Source organism: Bartonella alsatica (assembly GCF_013388295.1).
Lineage (GTDB): Bacteria > Pseudomonadota > Alphaproteobacteria > Rhizobiales > Rhizobiaceae > Bartonella > Bartonella alsatica.
Map to the genome: position 1 here is coordinate 1286567 of NZ_CP058235.1, position 16947 is coordinate 1303513.

Annotated in this window: 20 protein-coding genes, 1 tRNA gene and 2 pseudogenes; 22 read left to right on the forward strand and 1 reads right to left on the reverse strand. The window is 35.6% G+C overall.

All coding sequences use genetic code 11. From position 1 onward, the window contains the following. The first annotated feature begins 21 nt into the window (after positions 1-21). From HWV54_RS05250 to HWV54_RS05335, 20 genes and pseudogenes are all read left to right on the forward strand, one after another. On the forward strand, positions 22-702 hold the full coding sequence (locus HWV54_RS05250; RefSeq protein ID WP_005866026.1) for an energy-coupling factor ABC transporter ATP-binding protein: 681 nt from the start codon (positions 22-24) through the stop codon (positions 700-702). Beyond that, positions 699-1355, forward strand: coding sequence for an energy-coupling factor transporter transmembrane component T family protein (locus HWV54_RS05255; RefSeq protein WP_005866024.1), 657 nt, complete (start codon positions 699-701; stop codon positions 1353-1355). Before HWV54_RS05250 ends, HWV54_RS05255 begins: the two co-directional genes overlap by 4 nt. Continuing rightward, a complete protein-coding gene (locus HWV54_RS05260; RefSeq protein ID WP_005866022.1) occupies positions 1352-1906 on the forward strand; it encodes a biotin transporter BioY in 555 nt (184 codons plus the stop codon). Before HWV54_RS05255 ends, HWV54_RS05260 begins: the two co-directional genes overlap by 4 nt. Positions 1907-2473: 567 nt before the next feature. Further along, positions 2474-2791 (forward strand): hypothetical protein, encoded by a 318-nt coding sequence (locus tag HWV54_RS05265; protein WP_005866020.1) that lies wholly within the window; start codon positions 2474-2476, stop codon positions 2789-2791. 1100 nt (positions 2792-3891) lie between these two features. After that, positions 3892-4032 carry a hypothetical protein gene (locus HWV54_RS07060; protein ID WP_245256319.1) on the forward strand — a complete coding sequence of 47 codons (141 nt, stop codon included), beginning with the start codon at positions 3892-3894 and terminating at the stop codon, positions 4030-4032. Positions 4033-5193: 1161 nt separating this feature from the next. Further along, a complete protein-coding gene (locus HWV54_RS07185) occupies positions 5194-5325 on the forward strand; it encodes a hypothetical protein (RefSeq protein WP_280641474.1) in 132 nt (43 codons plus the stop codon). An 80-nt stretch (positions 5326-5405) separates the two neighbouring features. Further along, entirely contained in the window at positions 5406-5831 is a 426-nt protein-coding gene (locus HWV54_RS07260; RefSeq protein ID WP_005866019.1) for an aminotransferase class I/II-fold pyridoxal phosphate-dependent enzyme, read from the forward strand. Beyond that, entirely contained in the window at positions 5804-6241 is a 438-nt protein-coding gene (locus HWV54_RS05280) for a hypothetical protein (protein ID WP_005866017.1), read from the forward strand. Before HWV54_RS07260 ends, HWV54_RS05280 begins: the two co-directional genes overlap by 28 nt. A 936-nt stretch (positions 6242-7177) precedes the next feature. Further along, on the forward strand, positions 7178-7771 hold the full coding sequence (locus HWV54_RS05285) for a phenylacetate--CoA ligase family protein (protein WP_051011395.1): 594 nt from the start codon (positions 7178-7180) through the stop codon (positions 7769-7771). A gap of 22 nt (positions 7772-7793) precedes the next feature. Then, positions 7794-8672, forward strand: coding sequence for an ATP-grasp domain-containing protein (locus tag HWV54_RS05290; RefSeq protein WP_245256318.1), 879 nt, complete (start codon positions 7794-7796; stop codon positions 8670-8672). Beyond that, entirely contained in the window at positions 8672-9217 is a 546-nt protein-coding gene (locus HWV54_RS05295; RefSeq protein ID WP_005866008.1) for an ATP-binding cassette domain-containing protein, read from the forward strand. Before HWV54_RS05290 ends, HWV54_RS05295 begins: the two co-directional genes overlap by 1 nt. Before the next feature lie 23 nt (positions 9218-9240). Continuing rightward, positions 9241-9603 (forward strand): hypothetical protein, encoded by a 363-nt coding sequence (locus tag HWV54_RS05300; protein WP_005866005.1) that lies wholly within the window; start codon positions 9241-9243, stop codon positions 9601-9603. Further along, positions 9594-10067 (forward strand): hypothetical protein, encoded by a 474-nt coding sequence (locus tag HWV54_RS05305; protein ID WP_005866003.1) that lies wholly within the window; start codon positions 9594-9596, stop codon positions 10065-10067. Before HWV54_RS05300 ends, HWV54_RS05305 begins: the two co-directional genes overlap by 10 nt. 60 nt (positions 10068-10127) lie before the next feature. Then, positions 10128-10433 (forward strand): ABC-2 family transporter protein, encoded by a 306-nt coding sequence (locus tag HWV54_RS05310; protein WP_005866001.1) that lies wholly within the window; start codon positions 10128-10130, stop codon positions 10431-10433. An 820-nt stretch (positions 10434-11253) separates the two neighbouring features. Next, positions 11254-11613 (forward strand): annotated as a pseudogene (locus HWV54_RS05315) (IS607 family transposase); the annotation flags it as partial. Continuing rightward, positions 11558-11806, forward strand: a pseudogene (locus tag HWV54_RS05320) (hypothetical protein); the annotation flags it as partial. The pseudogenes HWV54_RS05315 and HWV54_RS05320, both read left to right, overlap by 56 nt. After that, the gene (locus HWV54_RS05325; protein WP_005865992.1) at positions 11799-12122 is read left to right on the forward strand and encodes a YdaU family protein; all 324 of its coding nucleotides are present in this window, start codon (positions 11799-11801) and stop codon (positions 12120-12122) included. The pseudogene HWV54_RS05320 and the gene HWV54_RS05325, both read left to right, overlap by 8 nt. Before the next feature lie 36 nt (positions 12123-12158). Next, positions 12159-12596 (forward strand): DUF1376 domain-containing protein, encoded by a 438-nt coding sequence (locus HWV54_RS07065; protein WP_005865990.1) that lies wholly within the window; start codon positions 12159-12161, stop codon positions 12594-12596. 40 nt (positions 12597-12636) lie between these two features. After that, the gene (locus HWV54_RS07070) at positions 12637-13191 is read left to right on the forward strand and encodes a hypothetical protein (protein ID WP_005865988.1); all 555 of its coding nucleotides are present in this window, start codon (positions 12637-12639) and stop codon (positions 13189-13191) included. Between the two features lie 72 nt (positions 13192-13263). Then, positions 13264-13467 (forward strand): helix-turn-helix transcriptional regulator, encoded by a 204-nt coding sequence (locus tag HWV54_RS05335; RefSeq protein ID WP_005865986.1) that lies wholly within the window; start codon positions 13264-13266, stop codon positions 13465-13467. 99 nt (positions 13468-13566) lie between these two features. On the opposite strand, the gene HWV54_RS05340 is transcribed toward HWV54_RS05335, so the two are convergent. Continuing rightward, a tRNA-Phe gene (locus tag HWV54_RS05340) sits at positions 13567-13642 on the reverse strand. A 397-nt stretch (positions 13643-14039) separates the two neighbouring features. On the opposite strand from HWV54_RS05340, the gene HWV54_RS05345 reads away from it, so the two are divergent. Further along, positions 14040-15197 carry a phosphoserine transaminase gene (locus HWV54_RS05345; RefSeq protein WP_005865984.1) on the forward strand — a complete coding sequence of 386 codons (1158 nt, stop codon included), beginning with the start codon at positions 14040-14042 and terminating at the stop codon, positions 15195-15197. Between the two features lie 399 nt (positions 15198-15596). After that, positions 15597-16886, forward strand: coding sequence for an adenylosuccinate synthase (locus HWV54_RS05350; RefSeq protein ID WP_005865982.1), 1290 nt, complete (start codon positions 15597-15599; stop codon positions 16884-16886). Positions 16887-16947: the final 61 nt, after the last annotated feature.

Consider the following 16947-nt stretch of genomic DNA (forward strand, 5'->3'; position numbering starts at 1 on the left):
AGGGATTGATTGGAATAAATTGTGGGGATTATAAAGTTTGATAAAGTGACACAAGTCTTTGGTGATTTGTGTGTTTTAAGGAATATCACTGTACAACTTACCGAAAAACGAATTGCTATTATTGGTGCGAATGGTTCAGGAAAAAGTACATTTGTTCGTCTTATAAATGGGCTACAATTACCTTCTCATGGTTTTGTAAGTGTTGATGGTCTTGATACAAAGCGTGATGCAAAGGCAGTAAAGCGTAAAGTAGGATTTGTTTTTCAAAATCCTGATAATCAAATTGTTTTGCCGTTAGTGGAAGAAGATTTATCTTTTGGTCTCAAAAATCTAAAACTTAGTAAAGATGAAATTAAAAAGCGTGTAGATGAAATTTTACAACGCTATGAGCTTCAAGCTTTCAGAAATCATGCAGTTCATTTATTAAGTGGTGGACAAAAACAACTCGTTGCCATTTCCAGTGTAGTAGCAATGAAACCAGATTATATTGTTTTTGATGAGCCGACAACGTTACTTGATTTGCGAAACAAGCGCCGCATTACACAAGTTATAGAAGAATTATCACAAACGGCGATTGTTGTATCGCATGATTTGGAATTTCTCAGAAATTTTGATAGAGTTTTAGTTTTTGATAAAGGGGAAATAGTTGTTGATGATATACCTTTTGTTGCGATCAAAGAATATATAGGAAAAATGTCGTGATCAGTTTATATCTTCCTCAAGATACGTTTGTTCATAAGCTTAGACCAGGAGTTAAGTTATTATTCCTTACTGTATGCGCAACCATTCTATTTATGGTGTCATCTATACCTATTCTTTTAATCTTTTTATTGTTTGTAGCTTTACTTTATAGAGTTGCTAAGATTCCTTTTAGCAATGTGTTAAAGCAGCTTAAAGCAATGAGCTTATTTTTAATTCTTATATTTGTTTTTCAAATTATTTTTAAAAATTGGCTTACAGGTTTTGAGATTATATTGCGTTTTACTTCTCTTGTTTTTTTCGCATCACTTGTTTCATTAACGACTAAAGTTTCAGATATGGTCAGTACAATTGAAACATGGCTTCAACCATTTCGCCACGTTGGTATAAATTCATCAAAATTTAGTATGGTTTTATCTATGGCAATTAGGTTTATACCAGTTGTTGGTAAAAAGCTTAATGAGGTGAATGAAGCTCAGCGTGCACGTGGGCTTGATACCAATATTTTTGCTCTTGCAATGCCGTTAATTATACGAACGATAAGAATGGCTTCAGAGGTTGCTGAAGCATTAGATGCACGTTCTTATGACTGTAATGCTGACAATAGTATATCTGATGATAATATAACTGTCCAAAGGAAGGGAATAATTCCATGAATACAAAAGATCTCACCTATATTGCTTTATTTGCAGCTATTTACGCGATTTTAGGCTTTTTCCCTCCTATTTTTCTTCCTGTTTTCCTTGGAATTCCTATTACAGCTCAATCTATGGGACCGATGTTAGCGGGGTCTATATTGGGAGCAAAAAGAGGAGCTTTAGCATCACTCCTTTTTCTTGTACTTGTTGCTATTGGATTGCCTTTATTAGCTGGTGGGCGTGGAGGAATCGGTGTTTTTTTAGGGGCTGGTGGCGGGTTTATGATTGGTTATCCCATTGCTGCGTTTTTTATTGGTTTTATGGTTGAATGGTTTTGGCAACGATTAAATTTTATAATATTATTCGCAATAAATGCTTTGGGTGGTGTTGGCATTGTCTTTTCTTTTGGGATACCATGGATGGCTTATGTTGCTCAGGTACCTTTGCTGACAGCTTTAACAAGTTCATTAGGTTTTTTAATTGGTGATTTTCTGAAAGTACTGATTGCATCTTTTATAGCACTTACCGTTAAAAAATCCCTTCCTCTCATTACATTAAAGAATGGATAGCTCTTACTTTAAAAATGAGGTGGTGTATTGCAGTTTATATGAAGGCAAAAAGAAACAACATACTAAGGTTCTCTTAGTTTTTTTACGCTTTTGAGAGTAGATAAGCTAGGACAAAAGAATTTCATTGTATACTATCTAAGTGATTATTTTAAAAGTGGTAATATAAAATCTATATAGAGTTTTATTTAATAGATATAAAACTACAAACTGTTCTTGATAAGCAGGAAAGGTTATTTTCCTTCTTTTTTTGAACAATTTTATTATAGAAATCTTGAGAAAGAATCGTGAGAAATTTTATTCTCTTATCAGCAACTTTATAAGTTTTTCAAAAAAAATTAAGCATGAAAAGCTTTCATTATATTTTATTGGTGTTTTAGTTATAGGAAGTTTATATATTAAACATATAAAATAAAATACGCGTTAAGAAAATAATGTTAATTTAATGAATTTTGAAATATTTTTATTCTTTTTGTTACATTATTTATGGTATATAGAGAAAATAGTATTTTATGTTATTTTCATTATGTTCCTTTTTAAAAAAAGGAAAGTATAAAATAAGGTTATGAAATGATGAGATATTACTTTGCTATATGCGCTATTATTTTAAGTTTTACGTGTGTTGTAAAAGCATCTGAGTCTCCGGTTTTTCAAGGAGAAGCATCAGTTATTGTTGCTCCTACTGTTATTGGGACAAATGTGTTTCTTGATAAGAACGTTGATTCTTTATTAAAGTTTGATTCTTTATTAACTAAAGTGGTTATACCTGCCCATCCGGGTTCTCATAGTGTGTTTTGGAGCGGTCTAGTATCGTTTTTTCAGCAAATGAAAGATGTATGTACTAGTTTAGGATCATATATACGCTTCCCTGTCTCTGCATTTTCTTGATAGAGTGAAAAAGAACGCATATTATTTTTAACTTAATTACTGCAGTAATTTAATTACTGCAGTAAAATTATAAAATTATTCTTTAAATATATCTAAATTTTGTTGAGGGGATAATCTTATTTTTATTAACAAAGTGAGCGATTATAGCTTGAGTCTTTTTAATATAAATTTTTTAATATTATAATTATATATTGAATGCATTAAGTAATGATTTACTAGTGCAAGTAATTTAAATAGAAGTATTATCAACTTTTTTAGTGCATTGAGAATCATTTAGAGATTTTGCAAAACAAAAGGATTAATTTATCTTCATCAAGTTCTTTATACTTTCTAAAGCCGTCAAGAATTCATAAAGGTTATAAAAATACTCTGCTCTCCCTAATCCCCATGATGCATGTCCCACTGCAGTTACAATAAATTTTTTTCACATTGATTGTTTACAGTTTATTAAGAATAAATGTTTTAGAACTTGCACTTAATCCTTAATTTTACCAATGGAGCTATTTGCTTCACATTCAACTATACAGAGCAATTTTAATTCCTCTCTACGTTTTGTGTTTGTGGAAAAAACTATCCAATTGCTCTGTATGGTGCCTTTTTATCAATTTAAACACATATCTATTCCAACATCAAACCGAAAAATTCTCTACTTTGCTATCCGGCAATGTTTTTCATTATTCTTCCTATTCCCTTTAATACTTTTTCAAGTTTTTGTTTTTGAACAAACGTAAGAAGTATAAAAGCTTTCTCACTATTTTTTCTTTTATCATTTATTCAGATATATTCAAAATAGCTTTATAAAAATCATTAAAACCATCCTTCATCGTATTTATGCTGAGCCTTTTGTTGGAATGGGGGGCTATTCTTTGGGTGGCAATCGATCTCCTTATATGAATCATCAATGGTCGTTCAGAAGATGTGGTGAATTTTTTCCGAATATTGCAACGTCATTATCATTTTTATGAATCTATTGCGCTCCAGATTAGTGGCTGTGAGAGGCGTTTCAACGTTGTGCTCTACCAGAACCAAAGACACTTACGGATTTAGAGCAGGCTTTGCGGTTTTTATATCTGCAGCAGCATTTGAGTTTTGGTGAGCAAGTGGTAAAGCGTACGTTTGGAGTTGATCTTAACCATGGTGTACGGTTTAACTCTTTCAAACTCGAATCCTTATTAAAGCTTGTTAACCGTCGTTTAGCGGGTGTGACCATTGAACATTTAGACTGGTTTGATTTTAATTAGGCGTTATGACCGGTCAAATACCTTGTTTTACCTTGATACGTCTTACTTTGGCATTGAGGATTACTATGGAAAGGATTTGTTTAAGCCGGAGGATTACCAGACAATGTCCACACTGCTTGCATAATTAAGGGGAAAGTTTCTTTTGTTTCTTAATGATGAGCCTCAGATGCGAAAGACCTCTAGCCAATTTAAGATAAAAAATGTGAATACATCTTATACATGCGCTTCAAAGAAATGGACTCCGGCTCAAGAGCTCATCATTTCAAATTGGCGATTTTTAGAGGAAGAGAAAATATGCATTAAAAGGACTTTAAATGGACCTTTTAAAGGTCTTTGAAGACCATTTGAGCCCCCTTTAAAAATCATTAAAAATGAATTTGTATAAAACTTGCTGTCAAGCTACACTGATTTATTAGAAATGGCATTGTATTGAACCCCTTTGAGTTTTAAACCGCTACACTCACCATTGAATAGCACCAATAATTGCTCTGAAAATAACGACAAGAAAATTTTATGTTGCAGCGCTTTGTACTGGTTTGATTTCTGTTCTCGATATATTTCTAATTACATTACTGAAAGTAATGTACTAATCTTGCGTTTGAATCTCTTTGGGGTTCATTGAAAACATGATTAGTTTTCAATTTTCTAGGTAGTTGTGTTAGGAAGCAGTCAATTTTTTTGATTTAATTATCTTTAATTTAAAGTTTCATTTAATTCCTATGACATTCAGTAAACTCAGCTTTTGTTTTGGTATCTTATCATTTGATAGACTGTGCAGAGCTTGTAGTATCAGAATTTTGAATATTAGCACATGAAAGGCGGACATCATTCCTTCTTTCGGTAAGAATATTCGATCTATTTCCCCAGCAAATTGCCAAATAGTACAGAATCTACGTAACGCTATGCTTTCCAAGGGGGCATATTGCCTTCGATATGCTGGCCAAACACTTTTAAAATTACAGATGCAATATGATAAATCCTTCTAATCACAGCAGTGAATCACATAATTATAAAATAAGTTAAATTTTTATAGATAGCTAAGTATTTATAATTATTAAAAATTTCCGTAAGACGTAGTAAATATTTTTAATTAATAATATTTATTTATTTTTATTTTAGTATTAACAGTATCTTGAAACTTAGAGATAGTGGGGGGAGCAATTGTTTAAGTCTGCACTAACTTACTATGAAAGGTCTGCTTTAACACAAGAAGCAAATCTTGCGGATGGTCATGCATATCACAATCTTCACGAGAGCTTTAATGATATTATTGTGGGATTAAAAGATAGTTAGGACTGGGCAAAATCACACAAAATACCTGAGATAGAGGCGCGTTCATTCAAAAATGGGGTGAGTTGTCAAAATCACCGACGATGGCCAGACATGCGGAATATCTTATTTGCCCGACAGCCTCTAATTCTATTGATATAGTAGGTGCATACTTAGCCTGCACTCGAAAAAGGACAGCTCTCTTATTACCATGTTTTGATAATCTCCCTCTACTGATGAGAAGGCGCAACGTAAACTTAGTGCCGATTCTAGAAGATGATTTATTTATTTTGTCTTCAGATAAAGATGCGCTTTCGAAGTATTTTCTTGAAAATAGTTTAGACGCTTTATTTATAGTAAATCCAAACAATCCTACAGGGATGATCTTTAATGAAAACCAGCTTGCAAATATCGCTGACGTATGTCGCGAGCATACTGTCATACTGGTTATTGATGCTACATTTAGTTTTTATGATCGTAGAAACCAGATTATCATAAGATATTGGATAGTTCAGGTGTTAAATATGTAATTATTGAAGATTCTGGTAAGACTTTTCCAACGCAGGATATGAAAGCTAGCTTAATGCTCTTCCATTCTGAGCTTAAAAGTGCAATACAACAAATTTACGAGGAAATATTTTTATGTGTGTCTCCCTTTAGTTTGGAAGTAATCACCAGAATTGTTGAACAAGCATCCGAGATTGGATTAGAAGAAGTATTATGGAAAGAAGTGGATATTAGGCGTACTAATTTTCGTAATATATTAAATCAAACAAATTTAGAGATAGCAAAAAAATCTGTTGCATCGATTATGCTGTTAGAGTGGATTGATTGCTCTGCAACAGGTTTTAGTGATCTTGATTCGCGCAGCACTGTAAAGCTTTTGGCTTGTGCCTTTTGCCTGGTAGATATTTCTATTGGAGTAGTCCTGATGAATTAGGGCATCAATTTGTGAGGGCAAGTTTAATGAAGCAAGACAGTGTATTTGAATTAGCATTGCAGAGGTTACGTGAAGCTGTGTCCAGTGGTTGGAGATAGGGGCTGAATATGCAAACATTAGGCTCTAACGTTGCTCAAGATATAGAAAGGTTTAAAATAGATTGGGCTTTCTTAAAGCCAGAATTACCTTGGCTTCAATCTAAGGTGCTATCTAGATGATCCTATACACGTAATATGCTAAAGTTAAAAGTGAGATCTAACGATGTTAGCCTGCGCACATGGAAACTTCAGAGATTAGGAGAATTAGTTGACTGGGCTTTTACATCAGTGCCTTTTTATCGTGATCTATATAAAGAGATAGGCTATAGTGTAGGGGAAATTCGATCATATGATGATTTTACGCGACTGCCAATAATTTCACGAGAGCATTTACCTTTTGTAGGAGATCTCAATTCATATCATTTGTCAAGTCATTTGCTCCATGATGAGCTGCGTGGCCTTGAAACTACTGGATCTACGGGTAGACCAGTATAAATAATGATGGATCAATCGCTCACTGAAATTGATACAATCCATCGCATGAATATGTTTGAAGAAATGTCGGGCAATCAACTAAATCCCAAAGAATGGATATATAATAAATCATGCTCATTGGTGGCATACTAACTTATGTGGGTTTTATCGAGTTTTTACGGTATCTCAACGTTGCTTAATAGAGTCAATCAAGCAGCATATTCAGCTGCTCAGACCTAAATTTATTTCTTCAATATTTAGTGCCGCAGAAAAATTAGCAGATTCTAATATAGATTTAGGGGAGCTGGGAGTCACTTGCTTGAGTACTAATTCTGAAACTTCAACTAGAACCCAACGGAATAGGTTAGAAGTATCATTAAATGTAAAAGTTCGAGATGAGTACAGTAGTGAGGAAGTCGGTTTGATGGCATATGAATGTACAGAAGGAAACTACCACCTTTTGGAGCATGACACGCATATTGAGCTGATTACTGATAGCCATAGTGATTTTGGCAGGATTGTTGGCACTTCACTATGGAACATGGCTATGCCTATAATCCGCTATGATCAAGGTGACTTTGGGCAGTGGTATGGGCAAACAGCTGGAAGTAATAATGGTTGGGCTGGAGAAAAGTGTTGCTGTGGGTCATCCTATAGACGAATAAAAGCAATACATGGAAGAATAGACGATGCATTTATAAGTATAAGTAATAGATTAGTACCTTCAGGTATGATGTTAGAAATTGCAGAAAAATGGTTGAGTCATGATGACGCTGGCATCATTGAATTTAGAGTAATACAAGAAGAAGTTAATAAGATACGGATTTTAACGGTTTGGAAAAGCGGTACGCCTACCAACAAAGCGATGCAATGCATTAAGAACTTTATGAATGAAATGTGTTATCTTTTTCATTCAAAAATAGATGTTGAGCTGGTCACTGTAGATCATATTCCTCCTTTGAATAAACTCAAGAGGCGTATATTCTTTAACAATATAAAAAAACAGCTTAAGTTTTAAGGAAAATTCAATGCATTCATATATGATTGCGATTATCTATGATGAAATGCATCCTCTTTTAGAGAGAGTGCACGCTACGCTTATAAGAAAAAACTTTAATACAGAGTTTATTCACTGGTCAGAAATCAGAATATTAGCAGCCCCAAATGAAGTTACCTCAAATCTTGACGAATTTGACGCTATTTTTATGGACCGCTTGGCAGAATTTAGGTGTTCTTATCACTCTCAATTTATACAGCTTGCAAATCTACCTTCAGTCAACAACGCGATAATTAACCAACCATTGTCTTATCAATTAGCTCGCGATAAAGCTCTCACAGCAACTTATTTGGCTAAACTTGATTTTCCAATCCCAGAGACTCATATATTTCAAAGCTTAAATCAATTCAATAAGTTTCTCTTAAATAAGGATATAGCTTTAGTGGCTAAATCAACATTGGGTTTTTGCTCGAATGAAGTACAGATATTTGCAGCAAAAAATCCACCTCTGGATGAAATAAAAAAATGGTTAAAGCGTGATGGACAATTTATAATTCAGTCTTTCATTGAAAATCCGGGTAGATTTATTTGGCGATGCGATATTGTCAGCGGTGAAGTTAAGGTTTGTAATAAAAGGTATGCTTTTAATTCCGGTGGATTATACCCAATTTGCAATGGTACACATGGAGGACACATTGAGATTTTGCCTCCAGAAAAATTTGATAATCTCGCTACTTCCTTAGCTCTAGATGCTGTTAAGGCTCTTGGACTTGATATTGCAGGCGTAGATATAATAGAAGGAGCAGGGGAGAATTTTTACCTTATTGAAGTTAATCCAGAGCCAGACATTTTAATGGATCGATTTGAGTTTCCAGATGCGATTGCGGAACTGTTAATAAATAAAGCTCGAAAGATAGCTTGATGGTTAAGGTGAATAATCAAAAAATTTTGGTTGATGTAAGGGATGTCTCAAAGGTTTACAAAAGTCAGAAAGCCTTCTGGGATTATTTTCTTCCCTCAAAGAGGCAAGAAAATAATGATAAATATGCATTAAAAAACGTGACGCTTCAGTTAAGAGCTGGAGAGTGTTTAGGACTTTTGGGTCCAAATGGAGCAGGAAAATCCACATTAGTCAAAACAATTTGCGGTTTACAAAAAGCTGATTGCGGCAATGTTAGGGTGTTGGGTTCTTCCCCTTCACATCGCGATTATGATTTCTTAAGAAGAATCGGCGTTGTTTTTGGACATAAGTCTAGCCTATGGTGGGATCTGCCTGTTAAAGACAGTTATGCTGTATTACAGAAAATCTATGATATAGATCGTAAAAATTTCATGTTAAAGCTGGAAGAGCTTACGCAAGCTTTGGGTCTGTCTTCAATACTCAATAGGAAGGTTCGAAATTTAAGCCTTGGAGAAAGGGTTAAATGTGAAGTTGTGCCGCCCTTATTCATGACCCCGACTTACTGATATTAGATGAGCCGACTGTTGGGTTGGATATCCTCTCCAAATATGAGTTGCGCAAATATCTTCACAGTCTTGTTAAGCAGCAAAATAAAGGAATTATCATAACAAGCTCACTTGTTGTACAAGAGCGCCCACTTTCGGATGATTTTATTGAACAAGTCAAGGCAGCTGTTGATCATATTTCAACTCAAGGTAAAATAATTTCAAAAACCATGATGCAATCGAAAATGGAATGGCTGATTGACGCAGATATCAAAGATAAAATGTTTGAATGTTTACAAAAACTTGTCATGGATCAGCCAAATATCTTAATTCAATTTTCTCCACCTTCTCTTGAAGACATTTATTTAAAACAATTTAAGGACAGGGCGAAGCAAGAATGCGTTTAAAACCTTTCCTGATGCTAAATACAGTGCGGCTATATCTTGGTTGTGCAAAGCTATTCGCTTTTATAGCCGTCAAGGAGATCCTTATTGATAAATATATGCTCATAATCGATCTATTATTGGCAACGAGTATTCCTTTTATCACGCAATATATTATTTGGCACTATATTTACGCCGGCAATGCGGAGGAAAGTGTAAGCGGGTATAATTTTCAGCAATTAATGTTCTACTTTGCAATTTCTATAGCATTTTGGCGGCTTAACAATTCTTACAGTGTGATTGAATATTTTGCACGAAACATTCAAGCTGGTGAACTCGAACCCCGTTTACTTTGGCCTATACCCATTCCGGTTCAAAGATTTTGGGATTTTTTGGGTGGTGCTATTATCTATGCATGGCCAATTATTATCATTGTGGCTGTTTGTTTTTTTCTTTTTGAAGTCGAAATTATAAGCCCGTTCTATTAGTTCTGGACGATTATCTATATCATAGAGACCCAAATATTATGTTATTTAATTGGTCTTTTTATGGCTCTTAGCACATTTAAATTTGTTCGGCCTGATTTTCTTTTAGCGCTGTTATCTGCACTGCAAGGCATATTAGGCGGGACCATGTTGCCCCCAAGCTTTTGGCCTGAAACTATAGCACCTATCATGTTTTATAATCCGTTTAGATTTATCATTGCCGCACCCGCTGAACTGATTATCGACCCCAATATTGGTAATTTAATCTCATATTCTCTTCAGTTAAACTTATATATGTTTGTGTTCATTGTTCTTTACGCAATTTATTGGAAAGTTGTTATGACTAAATATGAAACAGCAGGAGGTTAAAATTATGGGAAAATTTCAAGCTTATGTTTCAAATAGTTTGAAAAACTCCAGCGCCTATAAAGCCAATCTCGTGGGGTACATTGCCTTAACATTTATCGTGACCCTTATTAGATTATTATATGCTGATTCTATTTATCAAAATACGAGCTCATTAAAAGGATGGACTCTAGAAGAATTTAACGGTCTTATTTTTTTATGTTAGTGATATCATTATTACTAAACACTTTTGCTTCATCGATAAATAATTTTTTTTATGCGCTTCTTTCAGGAAAATTAGAGCCGCTCTTAATGCAGCCAGTTCCACTCTTTTATCATATGTTATTGCGATGGGCGAATAATAATAACTTACTAATACTCTTTGGTTTACTGATTTTAGACGCATTGTATGTTAATATGCCCAAATTGAATTTCACTCTACTGTCTATAACAATTACTTTGTTGACAGTTTTTTTTACTGTCATTTCCAATCTAGCCTTTGTAACGTTTCTGCATTCTATTTCACTTTTAAGTCAAAAATATCTTCCTGTTGAATATATACATAGCGAGATGTTCAAACTCAATCTATTGCCACCGCATCTATTTGGCGTGGTGAGTTTGATAGCTATAATCTCTCTTGTGCCCTCATTGGTAGGTGCGGGCATAACTGTAACGGCACTATTAAACCCATATTCACGTTTAATATATTATTATTGGCTTTCAACTGTAATTTGTGTCTTTATTGCGTGGCAATTCTTTAGAGTTTTAATAAAAAACGGGTTTTACTTGGAGGGTGAGGGCTTTAACAGCTTACTTGTAATCTATTTATATCTGTATATACATTATGGATAGATTTATTGGGATAGGTAAGGCCGCTCAAGTTTTGGGTGTTTCGATTAGCACTTTTCGTCGTTGGGAAAGTGAAGGCAAAATTGTTTCAGAGCATACGGCAGGAGGACACCGCCGTTATGACCTATCCAAGCTTAGACCTGAGCTTTTTCATTCGAGAGAACTTTCTCAAAGAAAGACCATTGCTTATGCGCGTGTATCGAGCTATGATCAAAAAGACGATTTAGAGCGACAAAAACAGGTTCTTGAGCTTTATTGCGCAAGGCAAGGTTGGACTTATGAACTCATCTCTGATTTAGGGTACGGATGCAGCGCATGTGTACGGTGGTTTATTAGGCCACTTAACGGCTTGGTGTGAACAGCACCAAATTCCTTATGAAGGCATTCCCGTTGGTACAATTAAGAAGGCAACAACAGGGAAAGGCAATGCCTCAAAAGAAGAAATGATTAAGGCGGTGTGTGCAAAAGGACATACGCCTAAAGACGACAATGAAGCAGATGCTTTGGCAATTTTATATTTAATGAAAGAAGGGGGTATACATGTCTAATGCAATGCCATGGATAAGATTCCATTTGGATGACTGGATAAATGATACAGATAAAATGACATCGGAACAAAGAGGCGTTTATATCACGCTTCTTGTTCGCATGTACGATAAAAAAGCGCCAATTAAAGAAGATTTTGAAACACTTGCACGTGTTTGCAATTGTTCACAAAAAAAGTTTGCGACTATTGTCGAATATTTAACGAAGAATAACAAACTTCTCCAAACCGATAAAGGGTTGTGGAATGCCCGCGTTGAGAAAGAATTAAAAGAAGCCGCATGGCATAAGCACAGGGAGGACAAAGAGAATGTCCAGTAAATTACCTTGGGTACGTAATTTTATCAAGAGTGGATTATGGACTTTGCTGGCACCGACGCAGCAGAGAAAGCTACTTATAGCACACTCACTGCTCTTATGTATCGAGCCTGTGAACCGATTGATGATGACACTTCTGTATTAGCGCGCGTCGTTGGTTGTTCAGTGCGAACTTTTAAAAAGTCATTAGAACAACTCATCCGAAAAAAATTAATTCTTCAATTAGAAAATGGAAATTTATGGAGTGTACAAATCGAAGAAGAATTAAAAAATTGCAATGAGAATTTAAATAGGCTTTCAGAAAGAGCTATAAAAGCTGCAAATACCAAGAGAAATAAGCAGAAAGATAACTCATCAAGAGAACATGATGAAGTCATGACGACATCATCACGAGGTCATGATAACATCATGATGAGTTCATCACGACAACACATTAACAATAACATATATAATAAAAAACTAAAACTATCATTTTAGCAAAAAAAGAAATGGTTCTGAAAGTTTAGAAACAACTAATTTGGTTCAAGAGCCAACTGAGGTTGCTGCTGTTGAAACCACATCAGAGCAAATCGAAACCTCACTAGACAACCAACCTCCCATTCACGAGCAAGAGAACGTTCCAGAAAAAGCAAAACGAGTGAAAGCTAATCGCGGTTGTCGATTGCCTGCGAATTTTGAACCCGATTCCGCTTTTGCCATTGCAGAGGGTTTGCCTCCGGAGCGCCTGAAAGTCGAGATTGCAAAATTCCGAGATTATTGGAAAGCCAATGCAGGAAAGAATGCTATCAAACGTGATTGGCAAGCGGCATGGCGATATTGGATAATAAGTTCAAAGGATTACCAACGAGGAAAAAACTATGGAAATCACTCTCAAAGGCAAAAAAGCGTTGGTGAACGCATCTCAGACAGCATCCTTGATATCGGAAATCGAGGGAGATCTTCTGGTTTGAGAATGAAAATCAAACGCGTCCAGCGTGATGAGAAACAAATTGAACAGATCAATAAAGCCGTTGAAACCTTCTTAGCGGAAATAGAGCAAGACATGAAGCAAATCTTGACAAAAGCCGCTTAACACTATGGGGGTGCTTCCTCCTCCCAACACCCCCGCCCATTTAATTAACATAAAAAAGAGAAAGGTAATGAGATGATATTTGATGATGGAGATAGATATGTAACGACACGTGAGTGTGCACAGCTTTTTAGTGTATCGACAACAACGATTCGCAATTGGGTGCTTCAGGGGTTGTTTCCGGAGCCATATAAGCTAGGAAGAGCAGTGAGGTGGAGAAAGAAAGAGATCTTAGCATTCACTCCAAAGAAAAATAAGGAGCAAATAAGAACAAATTAGGTAAAATTATATAAACTGTAGAAGGTGGTCTAAAAGGTGGTCTGAAAATGGCTATTTAAAGAAAAAATCTATATATTTCAATATGTTGAAGATATAAAATGGTGCCCAGACGCGGATTCGAACCACGGACACGCGGATTTTCAGTCCGCTGCTCTACCAACTGAGCTATCTGGGCACGTTTTACACAACACGTGAAACGTGTGCGGTTATAGCATTAAAATTTTCTCTGTCCAGCCATCAAAAGAAAAATAATTAATTTTTTATAAGTTTATCTCCGTATTATAGGCAACTATAATGAATCTTTCTTAAAACAAACTTGATAGGTGTATTATGATACGTTACTGTATCATTATTAATGATGCTGTCTTATCATGGTGATGATGCGAGGAAATTTTTTTAAGAATCAATACTAGAAACGTGATTAAAAGTGGTTTTTTTACAAGGTTTCTCGGTATTTTAAGCTTATAAAATAATATAGAAAATTGTCTAAGGGGAACTATAGGCTTTAGCATTTGTATAACTCGTTTTTCTTTAAAGAAATACAAGCCATCTAAAAGGGGAGAAATAATGATATGTTAAAAAAACCAAGTTGTCGTCCAAATGACCCTAATTTTTCTTCAGGACCTTGTAGAAAACGACCTGGCTGGACTCCTGAAGTCCTTAAGAATGCATTAGTTGGGCGTTCGCATCGATCTAGAGCAGCAGAATCACGCCTCGCTGAAGTTGTTAATTTAACTCGCGAGATTCTTGAAGTACCTTCTAATTATCGTATAGGAATTGTTCCTGCCTCAGATACCGGTGCTGTTGAAATGTCTCTATGGTCTTTATTAGGTGAACGTGGCGTTGATATGGCAGCGTGGGAAAGTTTTGGATCAGGGTGGATTGGAGATGTTGTTGAGCAGTTAAAGCTTTCTGATGTGCGTCGTTTTGAAGCTCCTTATGGAGAGTTGCCTGATTTAACACAAATTGATTTTGATCGTGATGTTGTTTTTACATGGAATGGTACAACTTCTGGTGTACGGATTCCTAATGCAGATTTCATTCCGGAAAGGCGAGCAGGGTTAACAATTTGTGATGCAACATCAGCAGCTTTTGCACAAAATTTGGATTTTTCAAAATTAGATGTCGTTACTTTTTCATGGCAAAAGGTTTTAGGAGGAGAGGCAGCACATGGTATGTTGATTTTAAGTCCTCGTGCTGTTGATCGGTTGGAGAGTTATGAACCGATTTGGCCTATACCGCAAATTTTTTGTATGACAAAAGATAGAAAATTAAACGAAAATATTTTTAAAGGGGTGACTATCAATACACCTTCTTTGCTGTGTGTTGAGGATTTTCTTGATGCATTAAAATGGGCAAAGGCGCAGGGAGGTTTGCGGGCATTAATGGCACGAGTTGAGAAAAATTTTGCTGTACTTGATGCTTTTGTTCGCAAAACACCGTGGTTAGAATATTTGGCAAAAGACCCTCAAACACGTTCTAACACATCTGTTTGTTTAAATATTGTTGATCCAGTGATTACTACTTTGGATACTGAAAAGCGAGCGTCTTTTATAAAGGCGATAGTGAATCGTCTTGATGAAGAAGGTGCTGCTTATGATATTGGTTCGTATAGAGATGCACCTCCAGGGCTTCGAATTTGGACAGGTATAACCACTGAAGCTTCTGATCTTGAAATTTTAATACAATGGCTTGAGTGGGCATTTCAGGTTGAAAAAGCTCGTCTTTAAGTAATTATGAGCGATTTTTAAATGCATTTTTCCAGAAAAAAGAATACGAGAGATTGTGACAATCTTTCGTATTCTTATATCAAACAAAAAATCTTCAAATACAGCACGGATTGCAAAAAATTATGAAGGAGTATAAATAATTTGTTCGATGTTGACTAAAGAGACAACCAAAAGCTCTAAATGTTTCTACTTTTTATGGCAAAAATAACTAATTTAAGATGAGGATATATTTTGTATCCTGATATTTGTTTTTCTTTATATCATGAATTTGAAAATTTAATTACCTGAAGATTGGGAAAAAGCTGAAATGAAGAGTCGCACTTATTTTCGGGTTTCGTTATAAGGAAGTATTTGTTTTTGAATACTGGTTTTATTTGACCAAACACGACGGAGAAAGTTATGGCCAATGTAGTGGTTGTCGGAACACAATGGGGCGATGAAGGCAAAGGTAAAATTGTAGATTGGTTGTCTGAGCGAGCAGATATCGTGGTGAGATATCAGGGTGGTCATAATGCAGGGCATACATTGGTTATTGATGGAGTTAGTTATAAATTATCACTTTTACCGTCTGGTGTAGTCCGTGGAAAGTTATCAATTATCGGTAATGGTGTTGTCGTTGATCCTCATCATTTGGTAGCAGAATTAAAAAAACTACGTGATCAGGGGGTAAAAATTACACCAGAAATTTTACGTATTGCTGAAAATGCTCCATTAATTCTCTCTTTGCATCGTGATCTTGATGCAATTCGTGAAAGCGGTTTATCGGGTTTAAAAATTGGTACAACAAAGCGTGGTATTGGTCCCGCTTATGAAGATAAGGTGGGGCGTCGTTCTATCCGCGTGATGGATTTGGCGGAAGCTGATACACTTATGGCTAAAATCGAACGACTTTTGCGACATCATAATGCTTTGCGTCGTGGTATGGGCGTGGCAGAAATTGATTCTCAAGCACTTTATAATGAGTTAATGCAAGTAGCGGATGAAATTCTACCCTTTATGGATTGTACGTGGCGTCTTTTAGATGAAAGTGATCAGATGGGAAAGCACGTTCTTTTTGAAGGTGCACAAGGTGCTCTATTAGATAATGATTTTGGGACTTATCCTTATGTGACATCATCTAACACAGTTGCTGGTCAGGCATGTACTGGTTCAGGTATGGGGCCTGGATCGATTGATTATGTTTTGGGTATTGCAAAAGCTTATACAACACGTGTTGGAGAAGGACCGTTTCCAACAGAGCAGATAAATGATATTGGTGAATTTCTTGGGATGCGTGGAAAAGAATTTGGTGTTGTAACTGGTCGAAAACGTCGATGCGGTTGGTTTGATGCTGTCTTAGTACGTCAGATGGTAACAATTTGTGGTGTTCACGGTATCGCACTGACAAAGCTTGATGTTTTAGATGGCTTGAATGAAATTAAAATCTGTATTGGTTATGAGCTTAATGGTAAAAGGATTAATTATTTACCATCTTCTATGGGAGCGCAAGCCCATGTGAAGCCCATTTATGAAACATTGGAAGGTTGGAAAGAAGCAACAGCACATGCATTGAGCTGGAAAGATTTGCCGGTACAGGCTATCAAATATATACACTATATTGAAGAACTGATTGGTACGAGGGTAGCTTTATTATCCACTAGCCCTGAGCGTGAAGATACTATTCTTATTACTGATCCTTTTGCCAATTAATTGTTATTGGGAGATTTCCTTATAAACCTTTCGTTTTTCTCACATGTTTCTCCACGAAGAG

Bases quoted from the DNA above. Each gene is read 5' to 3' on its own strand.
- HWV54_RS05260 (WP_005866022.1), top strand. From the start codon at position 1,352: ATGAATACAAAAGATCTCACCTATATTGCTTTATTTGCAGCTATTTAC.
- HWV54_RS05265 (WP_005866020.1), top strand. From the start codon at position 2,474: ATGATGAGATATTACTTTGCTATATGCGCTATTATTTTAAGTTTTACG.
- HWV54_RS07260 (WP_005866019.1), top strand. From the start codon at position 5,406: ATGGCCAGACATGCGGAATATCTTATTTGCCCGACAGCCTCTAATTCT.
- HWV54_RS05285 (WP_051011395.1), top strand. From the start codon at position 7,178: ATGGCATATGAATGTACAGAAGGAAACTACCACCTTTTGGAGCATGAC.
- HWV54_RS05290 (WP_245256318.1), top strand. From the start codon at position 7,794: ATGATTGCGATTATCTATGATGAAATGCATCCTCTTTTAGAGAGAGTG.
- HWV54_RS05295 (WP_005866008.1), top strand. From the start codon at position 8,672: ATGGTTAAGGTGAATAATCAAAAAATTTTGGTTGATGTAAGGGATGTC.
- HWV54_RS05305 (WP_005866003.1), top strand. From the start codon at position 9,594: ATGCGTTTAAAACCTTTCCTGATGCTAAATACAGTGCGGCTATATCTT.
- HWV54_RS05310 (WP_005866001.1), top strand. From the start codon at position 10,128: ATGGCTCTTAGCACATTTAAATTTGTTCGGCCTGATTTTCTTTTAGCG.
- HWV54_RS05325 (WP_005865992.1), top strand. From the start codon at position 11,799: ATGTCTAATGCAATGCCATGGATAAGATTCCATTTGGATGACTGGATA.
- HWV54_RS07065 (WP_005865990.1), top strand. From the start codon at position 12,159: ATGGACTTTGCTGGCACCGACGCAGCAGAGAAAGCTACTTATAGCACA.
- HWV54_RS05335 (WP_005865986.1), top strand. From the start codon at position 13,264: ATGATATTTGATGATGGAGATAGATATGTAACGACACGTGAGTGTGCA.
- HWV54_RS05345 (WP_005865984.1), top strand. From the start codon at position 14,040: ATGTTAAAAAAACCAAGTTGTCGTCCAAATGACCCTAATTTTTCTTCA.
- HWV54_RS05350 (WP_005865982.1), top strand. From the start codon at position 15,597: ATGGCCAATGTAGTGGTTGTCGGAACACAATGGGGCGATGAAGGCAAA.